This is a genomic window from Polaromonas sp. P4_F4 (genome assembly GCF_056401355.1).
Window position 1 is genome coordinate 129,253 of record NZ_JBFUJO010000010.1, and the last position, 19,784, is coordinate 149,036.

The following is a 19,784-nucleotide window of genomic DNA, read 5'->3' on the forward strand; positions in this document are numbered from 1 at the left end:
CGCGAAACCGCAACTTTCCAGAACCTGATCAATGAAACCTGTCATAGCGTTAGTCGGCCGCCCCAATGTGGGCAAGTCGACGATTTTCAACCGGCTGACCAAGACGCGGGATGCGATCGTGGCCGATTTCGCCGGGCTGACGCGTGACCGTCATTACGGCAACGGCAAGCTGGGCTCCCACGAGTACATCGTCATTGACACCGGCGGGTTTGAGCCTGACGCAGCGTCCGGCATATACAAGGAAATGGCCAAGCAGACTCGTCAGGCCGTTGCTGAGGCCGATGTGGTGATTTTCGTGGTTGATGCGCGTGCCGGTATCAGTGCGCAGGACCACGATATCGCCAACTTCCTGCGCAAGCTGGGCAAACCGACGGTGCTGACGGCCAACAAGGCGGAGGGCATGACGGAAGGGGTCCAGTTCTCCGAATTTTTTGAATTGGGCCTGGGGGAAGTGCTGCCGGTTTCGGCATCCCATGGCCAGGGCATGCGTTCCCTGGTCGACCTTGCCCTGGCACCGCTCAACCTCGCCGATCCTGGTGACGAAGCCGAGTCGCAGGATCCGTCGGTTATCCGGCTCGCCGTGGCGGGCCGTCCCAACGTGGGCAAATCGACGTTGATCAATACCTGGCTGGGGGAAGAGCGCCTGGTGGCATTTGACCTTCCCGGCACCACGCGGGACGCCATTTCCGTGCCATTTGAGCGCGACGGCCAGAAGTTTGAGCTGATTGACACCGCCGGCCTGCGCCGCAAGGGCAAGGTTTTTGAGGCCATAGAGAAGTTTTCCGTCGTCAAGACGCTTCAGGCGATTGAAAATGCAAATGTCGTGCTGCTGCTGCTCGACGCCACGCAAGGCGTGACCGACCAGGATGCGCATATCGCAGGCTATATCCTGGAAAGCGGCCGTGCGGTGGTGCTGGCCATCAACAAATGGGATGCGGTGGACGCCTACCAGCGGGAGACGCTGGAGCGGTCGATCGAAACCCGCCTTGCTTTCCTGAAATTTGCATCCATCCACAAGATTTCGGCGATCAAGCGCCAGGGATTGGCGCCGGTCTGGAAGTCAATTGTGCAGGCCCACGCTTCGGCCAACCGCAAGATGTCCACGCCGGTATTGACACGCCTGCTGCTCGAGGCTGTCCAGTTCCAGCAGCCGCAGCGTTCAGGCATGTTCCGCCCCAAGATGCGCTATGCGCACCAGGGGGGCATGAACCCGCCCATCATCATTATTCATGGCAATTCGCTGGAACATGTCACCGAGGCCTACAAACGCTATCTGGAAGGGCGGTTCCGCAAGGAGTTCGATCTGGTCGGCACGCCCATGCGCATCCAGATGAAAAGCTCGCACAACCCCTTCACGGACAAGGAATCGGCCTAGAACTACATACTTGGCTGTTGGGCTGTGGTAACGTAAGGCTCTATCAACTTTTGAACACGGAAAATATCGTGAGCAATAACAAAGGTCAGCTGCTGCAGGACCCGTTTCTCAACACCTTGCGTCGAGAGCATGTGCCTGTTTCAATTTATCTCGTCAACGGGATCAAATTGCAGGGCCAGATTGAGTCTTTCGATCAATATGTGGTTCTGCTTCGCAATACTGTGACCCAAATGGTCTACAAGCATGCGATCTCCACCATCGTTCCCGGTCGCGCTGTAAGTTTTGCGACCGGCGAATCCGAAGAAAGCCCCGCCAGCTGAGTTCCTACGATGCTCCGGTGAAAACACCAACTCTTGCCCTGCTGGTTGGGGTTGATCTGGGCTTGCCGAACTTTGATGCTGATCTGCAGGAACTGGGTTTGCTCGCGCAAACCGCAGGCCTGCAACCCGTTGCTCGTGTGACGTGCCGGCGAAAAGCCCCCGATGCCGCTCTGTTCATCGGTACCGGCAAAGCCGACGAGATCAAAATGCTCGCGCAGGATACCGGCGCGTCTGAAATCCTGTTCGACCAGTCGCTCAGTCCGGCCCAGCAACGCAATCTGGAGCGGCACCTGGAATTGCCGGTCAATGACCGTACCCTGCTGATACTGGAGATTTTTGCCCAGCGCGCGCGCAGCCACGAGGGCAAGCTTCAGGTCGAACTGGCACGGCTGCAGTACGTCTCAACGCGCCTCGTGCGCCGCTGGTCCCACCTGGAGCGCCAGACCGGCGGAGCGGGTGTGCGCGGCGGCCCGGGTGAGAAGCAGATCGAGCTTGACAAGCGCATGATCGGCGACGCCATCAAGCGCACCAAAGAGCGCCTGGGCAAAGTCAAGAAGCAGCGGCAAACGCAGCGAAAGCAGCGGGAGCGGCGCAACTCATTCACGATCTCGCTGGTCGGCTATACCAATGCCGGCAAGTCCACGTTGTTCAATGCGCTGGTCAAGGCGCGTGCCTATGCTGCCGACCAGCTTTTTGCCACCCTTGATACCACGACGAGACAGCTGTACCTGGGTGACACCGCACGTTCGGTCTCCCTGTCTGACACGGTAGGTTTCATCCGGGATTTGCCACACGGTCTGATCGACGCGTTTGCCGCTACATTGCAGGAAGCTGCGGACGCGGACCTGCTGCTGCATGTGGTGGATGGATCGAACCCCGACTATCTGGAACAAATTGAGCAGGTGCAACGGGTTCTGGCCGAGATTGGTGCGGCTGACGTGCCGCAGATTCTCGTGTTCAACAAGCTGGACGCTGTAGGAGCAGTCAACTTGCCCCTGTCCTTGCGCGACATGTTCGAGCTCAGGGATGCATTTGAGGGGGCGAGCCGGAGCGTGGATCGGGTATTTGTCAGCGCCCTGACGGGTGAAGGTCTGCCGTTGCTGCGGGAGCTTCTGGCCAGTCATGCGGCAAGCGTGGTGAGCGGGGAAATTCTCCAAACGGCCGACGACCTTGCCTGAGCGGGCAATTTCATTAGGCACAATGTCGGTGTAGTCAAAAAAGAAGTGAGTTTGATCCCATGAACCTGAATCCCGTGCTGCAGACGTTGACGACCTTGCCAGGTCGGTTGAAACAACGTGCCCAAGGCATGTTTAATCTCAACGATCCACGTTGGGGCCGAGACGATGACAAGCCGTCGTCCGATGAGACCAAGCCAGAAATGCCTCGTGACGACAAGCAGCCTTCCAAGCCAGTTCGACCACAAGGTCAGGGCCCCAATCAGGGACCGCCTGACCTGGATGAACTGTGGCGCGATTTCAATCGCAAGCTCGGCGGGCTTTTTGGCGGCGCGAAAAGTGGCGGCAAGCGGGGCGGCTTTGGCGGCGGAAATAACGGTGGCAATGACGGCAATGGTGGCGGCTTTCAGCCCGACATGAAAAGCGCAGGCATCGGCGCGGGGCTGATCGCCGCGGTGGCCGTGCTAATCTGGCTGGGTACCGGGTTTTTCATTGTGCAGGAGGGCCAGCAGGCCGTCATTACCCAGTTCGGCAAGTACCACTCGACCGTGGGGGCCGGTTTCAACTGGCGTCTCCCGTACCCTGTGCAACGCCATGAAATGGTCGTGGTCACCCAGATCCGGTCGGTCGATGTAGGTCGTGACACCATCATCAAGGCGACGGGCCTTCGCGACTCGGCCATGCTGACCGAGGACGAGAACATTGTCGAAATCAAATTCGCCGTCCAGTACCGTTTGAGTGATGCGCGTGCCTACCTGTTTGAGAGCAAGGACCCCGCCAGCGCCGTGGTGCAGGCCGCAGAATCGGCCGTGCGCGAAGTGGTGGGAAAAATGAAAATGGATTCGGCGCTCGCAGAAGAGCGCGATCAGATCGGCCCCCGGGTGCGTATCCTGATGCAGACCATCCTGGACCGCTACAAAGTGGGGGTTGAAGTCGTGGGTATCAATCTCCAGCAAAGCGGTGCGCGTCCTCCCGAGCAGGTCCAGGCCGCATTTGATGATGTGCTCAGGGCGGGTCAGGAGCGCGAGCGCTCCAAGAACGAAGCTCAGGCCTATGCCAATGATGTGATTCCCCGCGCAGTGGGTTCAGCTTCGCGTCTCAAAGAGGAATCGGAAGCTTACAAGGCGCGAATTGTGGCGCAGGCCCAGGGTGATGCCCAGCGTTTCCGCTCGGTACTCACCGAATACCAGAAGGCGCCCCAGGTCACCCGCGATCGCATGTACCTGGATGCCATGCAGCAGGTCTACACCAATGTCACCAAGGTGCTGGTGGAGTCCCGCCAGGGCTCCAACCTGCTCTATCTTCCGCTCGACAAAATCATGCAGATGACAGCGCAGGGTGGTGCAGCGGCAGGCGCCGATATCCCGCTACTGCCGGGCAGTGGTACGGCACCGCCCGCTGTGGCCCCTTCGCCGTCGGGTGGCAGCTTGCCCCTGGATGCCCGTTCACGCGATGCTTCCCGCACCCGCGACCGTGAAACACGCTAAGGAAGAAAAACGTGAATAGAGTTGGATTTTTCGTATCTTCATTGCTGGTGGTGCTGGCGCTGCTGAGTTCCACCCTGTTTGTCGTCGACCAGCGTCAGTTTGGCGTGGTCTATGCGCTGGGTCAGATCAAGGAGGTCATTACCGACCCCGGGCTTCATGCCAAGCTGCCACCGCCATTCCAGAATGTGTCGTACATCGACAAACGTCTGCTGGTGCTCGACAGCGTCGATGCCGAGCCGATGCTGACCGCCGAGAAGCAGCGCGTGGTGATTGACTGGTACGTTCGCTGGCGCATCACGCAGCCTACCGAATACATCCGCAATGTCGGCCTGGATGAAAAGGCCGGCGCCAACCAGTTGAGCCGCGTGGTGCGCAATGCGTTTCAGGAAGAAATCAACAAACGCACGGTCAAGGATTTGCTGTCGCTCAAACGCGAGGCCCTGATGGCTGACGTCAAGCGCGAGGTGCTGCAGGTGGTGCAGGGCGCCAAGCCCTGGGGTGTGGACGTGGTCGATGTTCGCATCACCCGCGTCGACTACGTAGAAGCCATCACCGACTCGGTTTACAAGCGCATGGTGGCTGAGCGCCAGCGCGTGGCCAATGAGTTGCGCTCAACGGGTGCAGCCGAAGGTGAAAAGATCCGCGCCGATGCCGACAGGCAGCGTGAAGTTGCGGTTGCCAATGCCTACCGCGACGCGCAGAAGGTCAAAGGTGAGGGCGATGCGGAAGCGGCCCGAACTTACGCGGAATCCTTTGGCCGTGATCCACAGTTTGCCCAGTTCTATCGCAGCCTGGACGCATACAAGGCCAGCTTCGGCAAGAAAAACGACGTGATGGTGCTCGACCCATCCTCCGAATTTTTCAAGGCCATGCGCGGATCGGGTAGTGGCGCAGCGGCGCCCGCCAAAAAATAAGTCAGCGTGGACGGCGATACCTTCTGGCAGGCGCTGGCCCTGATGCTGGTGATCGAAGGGCTGTTGCCGCTGATCTCGCCGTCTGGCTGGCGCGGCATGTTTGAACAGATACTCCGGCTGGGCAACGGGCAGATCCGTTTTTTCGGACTTTGCAGTATCGGTGCCGGGTTGATCCTGCTGGCGGTGCTGGCCTGACGGCGTGCTGCCAGCGTGTGCGGGCTGAGGTGCTTATTTGCACCCGGCAACCCTCTCTTGCCGCCCGCGGCCCAAAACCGGCCTCCAAGCCCGGTAAAATCTGGTTTTTAACAGCCCACGAAAATTACAATGTCCGCCTGGTTGTCATCATGGCAATTGCCCGATCAAATTGCCGATGTCCTGCCCTCCGAGGCGCGCCACATCGAAGAGCTGCGCCGCCTGTTTCTCGACACCGCCCGCAGCTATGGCTATGAGTTGGTCATGCCGCCTCTGCTGGAGCATCTCGAGTCGCTGCTCACCGGCACCGGCGAGGCGCTGGATCTGCAGACCTTCAAGCTTGTCGACCAGCTCTCGGGCCGTACTCTGGGGTTGCGGGCTGACACCACGCCGCAGGTCGCCCGTATTGATGCGCACCTGCTCAACCGCAGTGGCGTAGCCCGCCTGTGTTATTGCGGCCCGGTGCTGCATACCCGTGCCGACCGCCCCCATGCCACCCGGGAGCCTTTGCAGTTCGGGGCTGAAATATATGGCCATGGCGGGCTGGAAGCCGACCTGGAGGCACAGTTGCTGGCGCTGGAGGGCCTCAAGGCTGCGGGTGTGACCGCGTTGAGTGTTGACATGGCCGATGCCCGCATTGTCAACAGCCTGCTGGCTAGCGCCGCCGTGAATGCCAAAACCCTGGCGCTTATTCATGCTGCGCTCGCAGCCAAGGACGCCAGCGAACTCAACAGCCTGACGGCCAGCTTGAGGGGTAGCCTTTCCGCTGCGGCATGTGACGCTCTGAAAGCGTTGTTGCAGCTTTACGGCGATGAAAAAGTCCTGCTGGAGGCTGAAAAAGTCCTCTCATCCTGGCCCGAGGCACAAAACGCGCTGCAAAATTTGAATTGGCTGGCCGCGCACGTGGGTGATGTCAAGGTCAGTTTTGACCTGGCCGATTTGCGAGGCTACGCCTATTACAGCGGTACCCGTTTTGCCATCTATGGGCAGGGCGCCGAGTTGGCGCGTGGCGGCCGTTATGACGAGGTCGGTGCGGTGTTTGGCCGTAACCGTCCGGCCGTCGGCTTCAGTCTGGATCTCAAGGAACTGGTCAGCGTGCTGCCGCCCCGGCCGCTCAGGGCTGCCATTCGTGCGCCATGGGGGGAAGATGCCGGCCTGCGCGCTGCCATCGCCCGCCTCCGGGCCGGGGGTGAAACGGTGGCCTGCGTGCTTCCGGGCCATGAACATGAGGTCAATGAATTTGACTGCGACCGCGAACTGGCCCATGTGGCCGGCCAATGGGTGGTCCAGCCCCTGAAAAAGGCGGCCTGAAGCCGGGCCTCAGGCCGGCCTTCAACGCTGTTTTCCCCAACGAATCCTTAACGAGAAATTGAAGATGACATATAAACCAACCGTAGCCGCGGGCCGCAATGTTGTGGTCGTGGGCACCCAGTGGGGCGACGAAGGCAAGGGCAAGCTGGTCGACTGGCTCACCGAAATGTCCCAAGGTGTGGTGCGCTTTCAGGGAGGCCACAATGCCGGCCATACACTGGTCATCAACGGCATCAAGACCGCTTTGCACCTGATTCCCAGCGGCATCATGCGTCCTGGTGTGAAATGCTATATCGGCAACGGCGTGGTGCTCTCGGCGGCCAAGCTGTTTGAAGAAATTGAAGGGCTGGAAAAAGCCGGCGTGGAAGTGCGCTCACGCCTGCGCATCAGCGAAGCCTGCCCGCTGATCCTGCCTTTTCATGCTGCGCTAGACATTGCCCGCGAGGCCTACCGCGAAAAGGGCGGTACCGCCAGGATAGGCACGACCGGCCGCGGTATTGGCCCGGCCTACGAAGACAAAATCGCGCGCCGTGCCCTGCGCGTGCAGGACCTCAAATACCCCGAGCGTTTTGCCGCCAAGCTGCGCGAGTTGCTGGATTTGCACAACTTTGTACTGACCGGTTATTTGCACGCGCCGGCGATTGATTTTGATACCGTGTATGCCGAAGCCATGCGGCACGCCGAACTTCTCAAGCCAATGATGGCGGATGTCTCGCGCGAGCTCAACGATGCGAACCGCGAAGGTGCCAATCTGCTGTTCGAGGGCGCGCAGGGCACCCTGCTCGATGTGGACCACGGCACCTATCCCTACGTGACATCCAGCAACTGCGTGGCGGGCAATGCCGCTGCCGGCGCGGGCGTGGGCCCGGGCATGCTGCATTACATCCTGGGCATTACCAAGGCTTATTGCACGCGCGTGGGCGGCGGGCCTTTCCCGACCGAGCTGGATTGGGAAACGCCGGACACCGTGGGCTACCACCTCAGCACCGTGGGCGCCGAAAAAGGCGTGACCACTGGTCGTAGTCGACGCTGCGGGTGGTTTGACGCGGCGCTGCTCAAACGCTCCGCCCAGGTCAACGGCCTGTCGGGCCTGTGTATCACCAAGCTTGACGTGCTCGACGGCATCGCCGAGCTCAAGCTGTGCACCGGCTATGAACTTGATGGCCACATCACCGACATCCTGCCCATGGGCGCCGAAGACATCGAGCGGTGCAAGCCCATTTATGAAACCCTGCCGGGCTGGAGCCAGAGCACCGTGGGCGTCACGCAATACGACCAGCTGCCGGCTGCGGCGCAGAAATATCTCCACCGGATCGAAGAGGTAACCGGCGTGCCGATTGACATGATTTCCACCAGCCCGGATCGCGACCATACCATTCTGCTGCGCAATCCCTACGCCGCCTGACCCCGGTATTTTTGAATCAAAAACAGGTGCCCGGACCATGCATTGCGGGCGCCTTGCTATTAAATCAGGAGCAAACCCATGTTGACCGAAGACGGCAAACATCTGTATGTCAGCTATGACGAATATCACAACCTGATTGAAAAACTGGCGATCAAGATTCATCAGTCGGAGTGGCAGTTCGACACCATCCTGTGCCTGGCCCGCGGTGGCATGCGGCCGGGCGACATTCTTTCGCGAATTTTTGACAAGCCACTGGCCATCATGTCGACCAGTTCCTACCGCGCCGACGCCGGCACCGTGCAGGGCAAGCTCGACATCGCGCGCTATATCACCACGCCAAAGGGCGAAATTGCCGGCAAGGTATTGCTGGTGGATGATCTGGCCGATTCGGGCTACACCCTGAATGCGGTGATCCAGCAGCTGCGCACCAACTACAAACCTATCACCGAGCTGCGTAGCGCGGTGATCTGGACCAAGGGCGTTTCCACCTTCCAGCCCGACTACTCAGTGGAGTCGCTGCCGACCAATCCCTGGATTCACCAGCCGTTTGAAGGCTACGACTCGCTCACACCGGCGCAACTGATGGCCAAGTGGAAAATCTGATGGGCCTCCACGTTTTTCGCTTCGTGTGATACGGGCCCCCCGAGGGGGCTAATTTTCCTTGGGACGGCCCGGCGGAAAATTGCGGCCATTTATCGATGTGCAAGCGGCGCTGTTCCCCAGGCTCACGGCCAGGGTACGGCCACCGCCTGTCGGGGCATGCCGTTAACATCGGCGCATGAGCGATCCATCTACCCAACTAATCCATCACCCCTACAGCCCACCGGCGGGCTTTGAGGCCGTTGCACCGGGGGTGCACAAGGCCTCCACGGTGATCTTTCCCAGCGTTGCGGCGCTGCGCAACCGCGACTGGAAACACAAGACGGGCTATACCTACGGCCTGCACGGTACCCCCACCACCTTCACGCTGGAAGAGCGCATTGCCACCCTGGAGGGCGGCAAGTTCTGCACCCTGGTGCCCAGCGGCCTGGCTGCCGTGGTGCTGGTGGACATGGCCCTGCTGAAGTCCGGTGATGAAGTGCTGATTCCCGACAACGCCTATGGCCCCAACAAGGCATTTGCGCAAACTGAACTCCTGGCCTGGGGGATCAATTTCCAGTTTTATGACGCCATGAACCCGGCCGATCTAGCCGCCAAATTGAGCCGCAAAACGCGGCTGGTCTGGCTGGAAGCCCCGGGCTCCATCACGCTGGAGTTCCCGGACCTTCCGGCGCTGGCTGCTGTGGTCAAGGCGCACAACCAGTCTGGCAACAGTGCCCATCCATCGGGCACCGTTACCGCGCTGGACAACACCTGGGGCGCAGGCCTGGCGTTCAACGCTTTCGGGCTCGGTGCGGACATCTCCGTACAGGCCCTCACCAAATACCCCAGCGGTGGCGCGGACGTGCTGATGGGTTCAGTGGTCACCAACGACGAAGCCCTGCACCATCTGGTTCATTTATGCCACATGCGCGTCGGCTATGGCGTGAGCGGCAATGATGCCGAACTGGTGTTGCGCGGCTTGAACAGCATGGCCTTGCGCTACGCCGCACAAGATGCCACCACGCAACTGCTGGCGGTCTGGCTGCAGGCCCAGCCGCAAATCGCCGCCGTGCTGCATCCCGCATTGCCAGGATCGCCCGGACATGACACATGGAAACGCGATTGCACAGGCGCGGCCTGCCTGCTCAGCGCCGTGTTCAAGCCCGAGTTCACACAGGAGCGGATCGACCGTTTTTGCGACAGTCTCCAGCTGTTCAAGCTGGGCTACAGCTGGGCCGGGCCCATGAGCCTGTGCGTGCCTTATGACGTGCCAGCCATGCGTCGCACGCCCTGGTCGCATCGGGGTGGTTTGGTACGTTTTTCGATCGGCCTGGAGTCTGTGGCCGACCTGCGGGCAGACCTGGCTCAGGCGCTCCTGATCGCTTGATTCGGGCCTGCTGAGAACTTGATGAGGCCCTGACGGCGATGCAGTACAGTAAGGGTTAATCATTCACGAAAGCACGCTGTGGCAACTCCTAATTATTCCTACGAAAAACGCCAGAAAGAGCTTGCGAAAAAACGTAAAAAAGAAGAAAAACTCAAGCGCAAGGCTGAAGGCAAGCCTGATGACGCGGCAGACGAGGGTGAGCAGACCCCAGACACGCAGGCCGACGGCCAGCCCGGTTTGCCGCCAACTGAGTCATCGACCTGATTTTGAGGCACCAGCTGCTCCGGGCATAAGCATAGAAGCACCGATCCTTTCGAGCCGCATCCATCCGCCCCTGGGTTGACCCCAACACATCAACGGGTCCCCTGCCGACATGGCCCGTCATCCATGCACCCGGCACAGACCCCCTATCACGCTAGGTCACGCTATAACCTGCTGCCGAAGCATTCGCAAGTTATTGCATAACGCCGCCGTGTCGCATCGCGAAATGGGGCTGGAAATACTGGGTGAATTCTTCCAACCATTTTTGAAGGCGCAAAAAAAGCAGGCCCGGCTGTCGATCAGTGCGGCTTGCCGAGTCAAAAACCATAGCTGTACATGACCTTTTGACGGGGCTAAAGGTCAATTTGATGCTTCTTTTCCGCAGTCAGGACGTCTTTCCGTGAGCCAGCATTGGCTTCTTGCCGCCTTCCGCCTGCCTACCCTGGACTCAAAATGTTTCACCCGCCGCGGGTTTTGGGCATTTTCTCCTGCAAAAAAGCATCCCATGCTCGGGTAACATTGCAGGCCGTGCACTGCGCGCCAGGCAGTGCGAGCGCCCCGTCAAGCGCTATAAGAATCAACGACTTAGCTAAACGCTCAAGAAAACAGGGACTGCCGTGCGTCTCAATTCGATCAAGTTATCAGGGTTTAAATCGTTCGCGGAGCCCACCAATTTCGTGTTGCCGGGGCAACTGGTCGGTGTGGTGGGGCCCAATGGCTGCGGTAAATCCAACATCATGGACGCGGTGCGTTGGGTGTTGGGGGAAAGCAAGGCCTCCGAGCTGCGCGGCGAGTCCATGCAGGACGTCATTTTCAATGGCACCAACACGCGCAAGCCAGCCAGCCGCTCCAGTGTGGAGTTGGTGTTTGACAATGCCGATCACCGGGCTGGTGGCCAGTGGGGTCAGTTTGCCGAGATCGCCGTCAAGCGTGTCCTGACGCGCGACGGCACCTCGAGCTATTACATCAACAACCAGCCGGTACGCCGCCGTGATGTGCAGGACGTGTTCCTGGGGACCGGCCTCGGCCCGCGGGCTTACGCCATCATTGGCCAGGGCACGATCAGCCGCATCATCGAGTCCAAGCCGGAAGAGTTGCGCCTCTTTCTGGAGGAAGCCGCAGGCGTATCGAAATACAAGGAACGCCGCCGGGAGACCGCCAACCGGCTGTCGGATACGCGGGAAAACCTGACGCGGGTAGAAGACATCCTGCGCGAGCTCAATGCCAACCTCGACCGGCTGGAAAAGCAGGCCGAAGTGGCCATGCGCTACAACACCCTGCAGGCTGACAGCACCCTCAAACAGCATCAGCTGTGGTTTTTGAAGCGTGCCGAGAGCCAGGCCGATCAGGCCCGGGTCAAGGTGGATTCCGAGAAGGCGGTGAACGATCTCGAAAGTCGCGTTGCCGACCTGCGCCATATCGAAGCCGACCTCGAAACCATTCGCCAGGCACACTATGCCGCGGGCGACCAGGTCAATCAGGCGCAGGGCAAACTTTATGAGGCCAGCGCGGAAGTCGGGCGGTTGGAAGCTGAAATCCGCTTTGTGGTCGATGGCCGGCTGCGCGTCGAGCAGCGTCTGGCCCAGCTCAAGGAGCAGACCGCCCAATGGGCGACGCGCCAGGAAGACGCCGCAGCCGAGACGGAGAGCCTGGCAGCCCAGGCCATCGAAGCCGAAGAAAAAGCCGAGCTGCTGGTGGCGCAAACTGAAGAGCACCAAACCCAGCTGCCGGCACTTGAAGAAGCGCTGCGCCAGGCCCAGGCCAAATCCAACGAGCAGCGCACCGGTGTGGCCCAGGTCCAGCAGCAGATTCAGGTGCTGGCCGCCGACCAGCGCAACATTGAAGAGCAATCGCGCACGCTGGCCTTGCGCCATGAGCGCTTGACGGCCGACCGCAACGCGCTCAATGCTCCCGATGAAGCGCGCCTGGCGAACCTCACTGCGCAATTCAGCGGCGCACAAGAGGCACAGGCGGAATCCGAGGCACGCCTGCATGAGTTGACCGAAACCGTGCCGCAGCTTGACGAGGAACGGCGCACCCTGCAGCAGACCGTTAACACCGAGTCGGCCAAACGCGCCGACCTGTCCGCCCGCATGGAGGCGCTCAAAGCCCTGCAGGAAAAAGTCAAAACCGATGGCAAGCTCAAGCCATGGCTGGAAAAGCACGGTTTGGGCAGTCTGCAAGGCCTGTGGAGCCGTATTCATATTGAGCAGGGCTGGGAGAACGCCCTGGAAGCCGCATTGCGCGAGCGCCTGGGTGCGCTCGAAGTCAGCCGCCTGGACATGGTGCGCGGCTTTGCGGGCACCGATGGCCGCGGTGACGGTGAAGGGCCGCCGGCCAAACTCTCGTTTTATACGGCGCCCCATGCCGCGGTGCCCGCCCGCTCCAATCCATCCGTCAGCCTCAAGCCCCTGGCCGATCTGCTTCGCCTGAACGATGCCGGCCAGTCGGCGCTGCTGGGTGACTGGCTGCACGGCTGCTACACCACGCAAAACCTGGACGAAGCCTTGGCGGCTCGCGACAAGCTGGATGCAGGCGAAGTGATTTACGTCAGGAGCGGCCACGCCGTCACGCAGCACAGCGTCAGTTTTTATGCACAGGATTCCGAGCAGGCCGGTTTGCTGGCCCGCGCGCAGGAAATCGAAAACCTCGACAAGCAGCTCAAGGCCCAGGCCCTGATCAGCGATGAAGCCAGAAGCGCGCTGGTACGCGCTGAAGCCACATATGCGGATGCCGCCCAGCGGCTGGTCACGGCACGCCGTGAAGCGGCCGAAGGCCAGAGCCGTGCCCACGAACTGCAGGTGGAAGTGTTGCGCCTCACGCAACTGGCCGAGCAAACCCGTGCCCGCAGCGAGCAGATCCAGGCAGACATGGCGGAAATTGAGGCCCAGCTCGGTGAGCTGCAGGAGCGCAAGGTCACGGCCGAGGCCCGCTTTGAGGAGCTCGACATGCAACTGGCCGACAGCCAGGAGCGTCATGCCCAGTTCGATGACCGGGTGATCGACACCGAGCGCAAACTGGGTGAGTCACGCGAGCAGCAACGCACGCTGGAGCGCCAGGCGCAGGAAGCGCAATTTGCCCTGCGCAGCCTGGCTTCACGGCGCGAAGAGCTGGCCCGTTCCATTGCCATTGCCACCCAGCAGGCCGCGTCGATTGCAACCGAAGAAGAGCGTGCGAAAGAAGAGTTGTCCCGCCTGACCGATGCAGCGGCGCAGGCCGGCTTGCAGAGCGCGTTGAGCGTCAAGCTGGAACGCGAAGCCGACCTTGGCGCCAAACGCAGCCAGTATGACGACCTGACGAACAAGCTGCGCGCCAGCGACGAGCGCCGCCTACAGCTTGAGCGGGAACTCGATCCTTTGCGCCAGCGCATCACGGAGTTCCAGCTCAAGGAACAGGCCGCACGCCTGGGCTTTGAACAATACGAACAACTGCTGAACGATGCACAGGCTGACCTGGTGGCAGTGGAGCAGTCCATTCAGGCTGGCAATGTGCGCCTGACCGGCCTGCAGGGCGAGATTGACCGCCTTCACCGGGAAATCCAGTCCCTGGGTGCCGTCAATCTCGCTGCGCTGGACGAGTTGAGCGCGGCCCGTGAGCGAAAACAGTTCCTGGATGCGCAGTCCGCTGACCTCAACGAGGCCATGGGCACGCTGGAAGATGCGATTAAAAAAATCGATATGGAAACGCGCGATCTGCTGGCGAGTACGTTTGAAACCGTCAACACCCATTTCGGCAAGATGTTCCCCGAACTGTTTGGCGGTGGTAACGCACGTCTGGTCATGACCGGCGAAGAAATCCTCGACGCCGGTGTGCAGGTGTTGGCCCAGCCGCCCGGCAAGAAAAATCAGACGATTCACCTGCTCTCGGGCGGTGAAAAAGCGCTGACGGCCATCGCCCTGGTGTTTGCGATCTTCCAGCTCAATCCCGCACCGTTCTGCCTGCTGGACGAGGTCGACGCGCCGTTGGACGACGCCAACACCGAGCGCTACGCCAAGCTGGTGAGCTCCATGAGCAAGGAAACGCAGTTCCTCTTCATCAGCCATAACAAGATCGCCATGGAAATGGCCGAGCAGCTGATCGGCGTCACCATGCAGGAGCAGGGCGTTTCGCGCATCGTGGCGGTGGACATGGAAGCGGCACTCGGATTCTCCGAGATCGCAGCATGAGCACCATCGGTTTGCCCCCACGAAAATCAGCCCTTGCCGGCGGGAAGCGCACCGCCCCCCTCCCACCTGGGCGGGATGGAGCGGGCGGTGCGGGGGCGCGTCTCGCATGAGCACACTCCAGGTCAGTTTGGCGGTGGTGGGCGGCTTGGTGCTGGCAGGCGTGGTGGCTCACAGCGCCTGGTCGTCGCGCAGAAACCTGCCCAAGCGGGCCACACCACCCGTGCCTCCCGCACAGGAGCCCGCACCGCATCAGGCGCCAATGCAGGCACCCACTACAGCGCCTGACGTACTGGCCGAGCGACAGGAGCCCAGCTTTGATACAGATGTGGATGGCGACTCTGGCCTGCCCTCCCTGGCGAGCCTCACCACGCCCGACAGAAAACCCGGTCTGGACGTACTGATCGACGCAGTGGCGCCGGTGGTGGTTGAGTCGGTGGTGTCGGGTGACGCTGCGTTGGCCGCCATGCCCAGCACTCGCCGTGTCGGCAGCAAACCCTTCGGGGTGGAGGGCCTCAGCGTGACTACTGGCGAGTGGGAATTCCCGACCGCCGGTCATCGCTACAGCGCCTTTCAGTGCGGCGTGCAGTTGGCCAACCGAACCGGTGCGCTCAACCAGATTGAGTACTCCGAATTTGTCATGAAGGCGCAGGCCTTTGCCGACGCCATTGGGGGGGAGCCGGAATTTCCGGAAATGCTCGACGAGGTTGCACGTGCCAGGGAACTGGACCAGTTCGCCAGCGGGCACGATGCCCAGTTGAGCTTCACCCTGCGCGCCATTCACACAGCCTGGAGCCCCGGTTATGTGCAGCAAAGCGCCGCAAGGCTCGGTTTTGTAGCCGGCTCCATCCCGGGCCGCATGGTGCTGCCCGCCAGTCAGCCGGGCCATGCGCCGATTCTGGGCCTGGCCTTCGATACGCAGGCCGCCATGGCGGACGACCCCGAACAAACGGCGTTGCGCGAGCTCACGCTGTCCCTGGACGTGCCGCAAGTCCTGCGCTCCGAGCAGCCGTTTGCGCGCATGTGCGAGGTCGCCATGGCCCTGGCCGCCAGCATGGATGGCGTGATCATCGACGACAACGGCAACCTCATCCGGCCAGAAGCGATGGACGTGATCCATGCCGACCTGGAGCAGCTCTATGACACGCTGGACGGCCGCGACCTGTCGGCCGGCTCTGTGCTGGGCAGGCGTCTGTTTTCCTGACTTTCCCGGGCTTGCCGCTCACTTTTGATTTTTTTCATGGCCACCAAAGACCTGTTTGCGCAGCCGGAGCCTTCGCGGCCGCCGGCGTCCCCTGCCGAGCGCATGGCCGCCTTGCGCGCTGAACTTCACGCTCATGCGCATCGCTATTACGTCCTGGACGAACCCACCATTCCCGACAGCGAGTACGACAGGCTGTTCAAGGAGTTGCAGGACCTGGAAGCGGCATACCCGGAGTCGCTGACATCGGATTCCCCGACGCAGCGCGTGGGCGGCAAGCCGCTTGACCAGTTTGCCAGCGTGCGCCACAAGGTGCCCATGCTCAGCATTCGCACGGAGACGGACACAGAGGCCACCGGCGCGCAAAATTTCGACACCCGCGTGCGCAAGGAACTGGGGCTGACGGAGTCGGATCCGCCGGTCGAGTATGTGGCTGAGTTGAAGTTTGACGGGCTGGCCATGAGCTTGCGTTATGAGCACGGTGTGCTGGTGCAGGCTGCCACCCGCGGCGACGGTGAGGTCGGGGAAGAGGTGACGCAGAACATCCGCACCCTCAGGCAGATTCCGCTCAAGCTGCCGTCTGACGCACCGCCTGTGCTGGAAGTGCGGGGTGAGGTCTACATGCGCCGCCCCGATTTCGAGGCCTTGAATGACAAACAGCGCGAGAAAATAGCTGCGGGTGTCAAAGGGGAAAAAACCTTTGTGAATCCACGCAACGCCGCCGCCGGTGCGGTGCGCCAGCTGGACCCAGCTATCGCCGCACGGCGCCCGCTGAGCTTTTTTGCCTATGGTGTGGGCGAGGTTGTGCTGGAGGCCGAACACATCGACCCGAAGAACCCCTGGGTTGCTACCCATATGGAGCTTCTGCAAACGCTGAAGTCATGGGGTTTTCCAGTGGCCGCCCAGACCAGGCTTGCGCATGGTGCGCCTGAATTGATAGCGTTTCACCAGGCCATGGGCAAGCAGCGCGACAGCCTGCCTTACGACATTGATGGCGTGGTGTACAAGGTCAACAGCCTGGCGTTGCAGAAAAGGATGGGATTTGTCAGCCGGGAACCGCGCTGGGCCGTGGCCCACAAATACCCGGCGCAGGAACAGCTCACCACCGTGCTGGGTATTGAGGTGCAGGTCGGGCGCACGGGCAAATTGACGCCGGTGGCCAAGCTGGCACCGGTCTTTGTCGGTGGCGTTACCGTGACCAATGCCACCCTGCACAACGAAGACGAGGCGCGTCGCAAGGATGTGCGGGTGGGCGACACCGTGATTGTCCGCCGTGCCGGCGACGTGATCCCCGAGGTTGTCAGCGTGCTGCCCGACAAGCGATTGCAGGGCGCACCGATGTTCACAATGCCGCGCCAATGTCCGGTCTGCGGCTCCGATGCGGTGCGCGAAGAGGGCGAAGCCGACTACCGTTGCACCGGCGGGCTTTTTTGCGGCGCACAGCGCAAGGAGGCCATCCTGCACTACGCGCACCGGCGCGCCGTCGAGGTTGAAGGCCTGGGTGACAAGCTGGTTGAGCAATTGGTGGACGCCCATGTGATTCGCACGCTGCCCGACCTTTACAAACTGGGCCTCACGGCGTTGGCCGGCCTGGATCGCATGGCCGACAAATCGGCCAATAACCTGCTCAAGGCGCTGGAAAAATCCAAGCAGACCACCTTGCCGCGCTTCCTGTTCGGCCTGGGTATCCGCCACGTGGGTGAGGCTACCGCCAAAGAGCTGGCACGCCATTTTGGCAAGCTGGACGCCATCATGGATGCCACGGAAGAGCAGTTGCTGGGTGTCAGCGATGTCGGCTCCATCGTTGCCCAGAGCATACGCACCTTTTTTGACCAGCCGCACAACCGTGAGGTGGTCGAGCAGCTGCGCGCCTGCGGCGTTCACTGGGAGGAGGGCGAACCTGCTGCAGTCACCCCTAAACCGCTTTCCGGGAAAACCTTTGTGATTACCGGTACCTTGCCCACCCTTAGCCGGGACGAAGCCAAGGACAAGGTGGAGGCCGCCGGTGGCAAGGTGACCGGCTCGGTCAGCAAAAAGACGGATTATGTTGTGGCGGGTACCGAGGCTGGCAGCAAACTGCTCAAGGCGCAGGAACTCGGTATTGCCGTGATGGATGAAGGGGCATTGATGCAGCTGCTGGCTTCTGCTGAAGCCGGATAAAGCGAAATTTGTCTCAGCGTTGTCTCTGTGGCCATGCCGTAGCCATAAGTGACTCCTGTCGCTTACAGATCATTACAGAGCTTTGCAAACCCGACGTCACGCCAAGTGGGGCACTGATACGTTAAAAGCTCAGAACAGGAGCTTTTCATGAACTACATCCGTTTATCCGGCTTGCTGGCAACCGCCGGCGTGGCTGCCTTGCTGTCCGGCTGCGTGGTCGCTCCGGTTGGCTATCGTCCTTATGCCACCTACCCTGACGCGTCTGTGTATGTCGAGACCGCGCCGGTTGTCGTGGTGCCTGCACCGTACTACGGCTACCGCGGCTACCGGGGTTATCGGCACTGGCGTTGAGCAGGTTGCCGCGCGGTCACACCGGCAGCATTGCAATTAAACCGGAGTTGGCAATGCGCCAACCCGTCAAGCGCGCGTAAGTTCGCCAGCCCCGCGATAATGGGGCTATGACCATTCGCGAAATTCTCAAAATGGGCGATGCGCGTTTATTGCGGGTTGCCCAGCCTGTCGCGGCATTTGACACGGACGCACTGCACTTGCTGGTGTCCGACATGTTTGACACCATGCAGGCTGCGGAGGGCGCCGGTCTGGCCGCCCCGCAGATCGGCGTCGATTTGCAACTGGTGATTTTTGGCACCAGCCAGGTCAATCCGCGCTACCCCGACGCGCCGCTGGTCCCTCGCACCGTATTGCTCAACCCCATCGTCACGCCCTTGAGCCCCGATGAGGAGGAGGACTGGGAGGGCTGTCTGTCCGTGCCGGGCCTGCGCGGTTTGGTTCCGCGTTTTTCACATATTCGGTATACCGGCTTTGATCAGTATGGCGATCCCGTTGACCGAACCGTGAACGGCTTTCACGCCCGCGTGGTGCAGCACGAATGCGATCATCTGATGGGCAAACTCTACCCGATGCGCATCCGGGACTTCACACAGTTTGGTTATACCGACGTACTGTTTCCGGGGCTCGATGCATCGACTGACGATTGAGCCGAAGGATTGAGGCTCAAAGGCGTACACTGAACTGGTCGGATTCCACAGTTTTGGCAGTTTTTGCCCGTTTGTGCGTGTTGTACGCCAGGAAGAGTTTTCGGGATGTCCTCTGTTCCTGGCCGGACCCCCCTGGGGGCTGTTAAACCGCCAACCCTACCGCCCTATCAATTCAAGTTTGAAACGATCACCGGAAGCGGCGACGATCTTCAAGTGCGTTCCCTGCTGGACCGGCAGCAATTTCACGATCCCCTGGGCGAGGCTGAAGCAGAAGGCATTTCATCATCAGCCTGGCCGATTTTTGGCCTGCTGTGGCCGTCCGGTCGGGTGCTGGCTCATGTCATGCTGACCTATGAACTTGAGGGCAAGCGTATTCTGGAACTGGGCTGCGGTCTGGCTCTGGCCAGCCTGATCGTGCATCGGCGCGGCGGGGATATCACGGCGAGCGATTGCCACCCGCTGGCAGCGGCTTTTTTGCTGGAAAATCTCAAACTCAATCGGCTCCCGGCCATGAAATACCAGATGGGCAACTGGTCAAGGGCCAACCCGCTTCTGGAGCGCTTTGACCTGATCATTGGCAGCGATATTCTTTATGACCGCGGGCAGCCCCAGGTCCTGTCGCAATTCATTGATCTGCATGCCCAGCCAGACGTTGAGGTGTTGATCGTCGATCCCGATCGGGGCAATCGGGTCGCATTTAACCGGAACATGGATTCGCTGGGTTACTCCCATACGCAGACACTTATTTCTCAACTGCCCGGCAGTGGTGCCAAATACAAGGGACGACTGTTGCGCTACCTGAGGACGTCTTGAAGGCTGCTGCTAGGGTAGTCGGCACTCAAGGCTCCTGCAA

The 19,784-nt window shown here is 60.8% G+C and carries 17 protein-coding genes; all 17 read left to right on the forward strand.

Going from position 1 to position 19,784, the window contains the following annotated elements; all coding sequences use genetic code 11:
* Window positions 1-31: 31 nt before the first annotated feature.
* The 17 genes from der (at window position 32) to AC1DUR_RS12965 (ending at window position 19,744) form a co-directional block, all read left to right on the forward strand.
* Entirely contained in the window at window positions 32-1,375 is a 1,344-nt protein-coding gene (der, locus tag AC1DUR_RS12885; protein ID WP_477718115.1) for a ribosome biogenesis GTPase Der, read from the forward strand.
* A 68-nt stretch (window positions 1,376-1,443) separates the two neighbouring features.
* Window positions 1,444-1,695: an RNA chaperone Hfq gene (hfq, locus tag AC1DUR_RS12890; protein ID WP_041388809.1), complete on the forward strand. Its 252-nt coding sequence runs from the start codon at window positions 1,444-1,446 to the stop codon at window positions 1,693-1,695.
* Entirely contained in the window at window positions 1,692-2,873 is a 1,182-nt protein-coding gene (hflX, locus tag AC1DUR_RS12895; RefSeq protein ID WP_477718219.1) for a GTPase HflX, read from the forward strand. Before hfq ends, hflX begins: the two co-directional genes overlap by 4 nt.
* Window positions 2,874-2,932: 59 nt before the next feature.
* Complete coding sequence (gene hflK, locus AC1DUR_RS12900) at window positions 2,933-4,357, forward strand: FtsH protease activity modulator HflK (RefSeq protein WP_477718116.1); 1,425 nt, start codon at window positions 2,933-2,935, stop codon at window positions 4,355-4,357.
* An 11-nt stretch (window positions 4,358-4,368) separates the two neighbouring features.
* On the forward strand, window positions 4,369-5,271 hold the full coding sequence (gene hflC, locus AC1DUR_RS12905) for a protease modulator HflC (protein WP_477718117.1): 903 nt from the start codon (window positions 4,369-4,371) through the stop codon (window positions 5,269-5,271).
* Between the two features lie 6 nt (window positions 5,272-5,277).
* Window positions 5,278-5,466 (forward strand): DUF2065 domain-containing protein, encoded by a 189-nt coding sequence (locus AC1DUR_RS12910; RefSeq protein ID WP_477718118.1) that lies wholly within the window; start codon window positions 5,278-5,280, stop codon window positions 5,464-5,466.
* A gap of 141 nt (window positions 5,467-5,607) precedes the next feature.
* Window positions 5,608-6,774, forward strand: a complete 1,167-nt coding sequence (locus AC1DUR_RS12915) for an ATP phosphoribosyltransferase regulatory subunit (protein ID WP_477718220.1) — start codon at window positions 5,608-5,610, stop codon at window positions 6,772-6,774.
* Between the two features lie 64 nt (window positions 6,775-6,838).
* A complete protein-coding gene (locus tag AC1DUR_RS12920; protein ID WP_011483511.1) occupies window positions 6,839-8,179 on the forward strand; it encodes an adenylosuccinate synthase in 1,341 nt (446 codons plus the stop codon).
* Between the two features lie 78 nt (window positions 8,180-8,257).
* On the forward strand, window positions 8,258-8,782 hold the full coding sequence (locus AC1DUR_RS12925; protein WP_477718119.1) for a phosphoribosyltransferase: 525 nt from the start codon (window positions 8,258-8,260) through the stop codon (window positions 8,780-8,782).
* 175 nt (window positions 8,783-8,957) lie between these two features.
* On the forward strand, window positions 8,958-10,148 hold the full coding sequence (locus AC1DUR_RS12930) for a PLP-dependent transferase (RefSeq protein WP_477718120.1): 1,191 nt from the start codon (window positions 8,958-8,960) through the stop codon (window positions 10,146-10,148).
* Window positions 10,149-10,226: 78 nt separating this feature from the next.
* On the forward strand, window positions 10,227-10,412 hold the full coding sequence (locus AC1DUR_RS12935) for a hypothetical protein (RefSeq protein WP_477718121.1): 186 nt from the start codon (window positions 10,227-10,229) through the stop codon (window positions 10,410-10,412).
* A 614-nt stretch (window positions 10,413-11,026) separates the two neighbouring features.
* A complete protein-coding gene (gene smc / locus AC1DUR_RS12940) occupies window positions 11,027-14,575 on the forward strand; it encodes a chromosome segregation protein SMC (protein ID WP_477718122.1) in 3,549 nt (1,182 codons plus the stop codon).
* Window positions 14,576-14,681: 106 nt separating this feature from the next.
* The gene (locus tag AC1DUR_RS12945; RefSeq protein ID WP_477718123.1) at window positions 14,682-15,776 is read left to right on the forward strand and encodes a cell division protein ZipA C-terminal FtsZ-binding domain-containing protein; all 1,095 of its coding nucleotides are present in this window, start codon (window positions 14,682-14,684) and stop codon (window positions 15,774-15,776) included.
* A 36-nt stretch (window positions 15,777-15,812) separates the two neighbouring features.
* A complete protein-coding gene (ligA, locus tag AC1DUR_RS12950; protein WP_477718124.1) occupies window positions 15,813-17,933 on the forward strand; it encodes an NAD-dependent DNA ligase LigA in 2,121 nt (706 codons plus the stop codon).
* A 147-nt stretch (window positions 17,934-18,080) separates the two neighbouring features.
* Window positions 18,081-18,284: a hypothetical protein gene (locus tag AC1DUR_RS12955; protein WP_011483505.1), complete on the forward strand. Its 204-nt coding sequence runs from the start codon at window positions 18,081-18,083 to the stop codon at window positions 18,282-18,284.
* A gap of 107 nt (window positions 18,285-18,391) precedes the next feature.
* Window positions 18,392-18,931 (forward strand): peptide deformylase, encoded by a 540-nt coding sequence (gene def, locus AC1DUR_RS12960; RefSeq protein WP_477718125.1) that lies wholly within the window; start codon window positions 18,392-18,394, stop codon window positions 18,929-18,931.
* Between the two features lie 105 nt (window positions 18,932-19,036).
* Window positions 19,037-19,744 (forward strand): class I SAM-dependent methyltransferase, encoded by a 708-nt coding sequence (locus AC1DUR_RS12965; RefSeq protein ID WP_477718221.1) that lies wholly within the window; start codon window positions 19,037-19,039, stop codon window positions 19,742-19,744.
* Window positions 19,745-19,784 lie beyond the last annotated feature (40 nt).

What these genes read in the sequence shown, in the direction of transcription:
- der (WP_477718115.1), top strand. Translation starts at nt 32, where the DNA reads ATGAAACCTGTCATAGCGTTAGTCGGCCGCCCCAATGTGGGCAAGTCG.
- hflK (WP_477718116.1), top strand. Translation starts at nt 2,933, where the DNA reads ATGAACCTGAATCCCGTGCTGCAGACGTTGACGACCTTGCCAGGTCGG.
- AC1DUR_RS12920 (WP_011483511.1), top strand. Translation starts at nt 6,839, where the DNA reads ATGACATATAAACCAACCGTAGCCGCGGGCCGCAATGTTGTGGTCGTG.
- AC1DUR_RS12925 (WP_477718119.1), top strand. Translation starts at nt 8,258, where the DNA reads ATGTTGACCGAAGACGGCAAACATCTGTATGTCAGCTATGACGAATAT.
- AC1DUR_RS12930 (WP_477718120.1), top strand. Translation starts at nt 8,958, where the DNA reads ATGAGCGATCCATCTACCCAACTAATCCATCACCCCTACAGCCCACCG.
- AC1DUR_RS12945 (WP_477718123.1), top strand. Translation starts at nt 14,682, where the DNA reads ATGAGCACACTCCAGGTCAGTTTGGCGGTGGTGGGCGGCTTGGTGCTG.
- ligA (WP_477718124.1), top strand. Translation starts at nt 15,813, where the DNA reads ATGGCCACCAAAGACCTGTTTGCGCAGCCGGAGCCTTCGCGGCCGCCG.
- AC1DUR_RS12955 (WP_011483505.1), top strand. Translation starts at nt 18,081, where the DNA reads ATGAACTACATCCGTTTATCCGGCTTGCTGGCAACCGCCGGCGTGGCT.
- def (WP_477718125.1), top strand. Translation starts at nt 18,392, where the DNA reads ATGACCATTCGCGAAATTCTCAAAATGGGCGATGCGCGTTTATTGCGG.
- AC1DUR_RS12965 (WP_477718221.1), top strand. Translation starts at nt 19,037, where the DNA reads ATGTCCTCTGTTCCTGGCCGGACCCCCCTGGGGGCTGTTAAACCGCCA.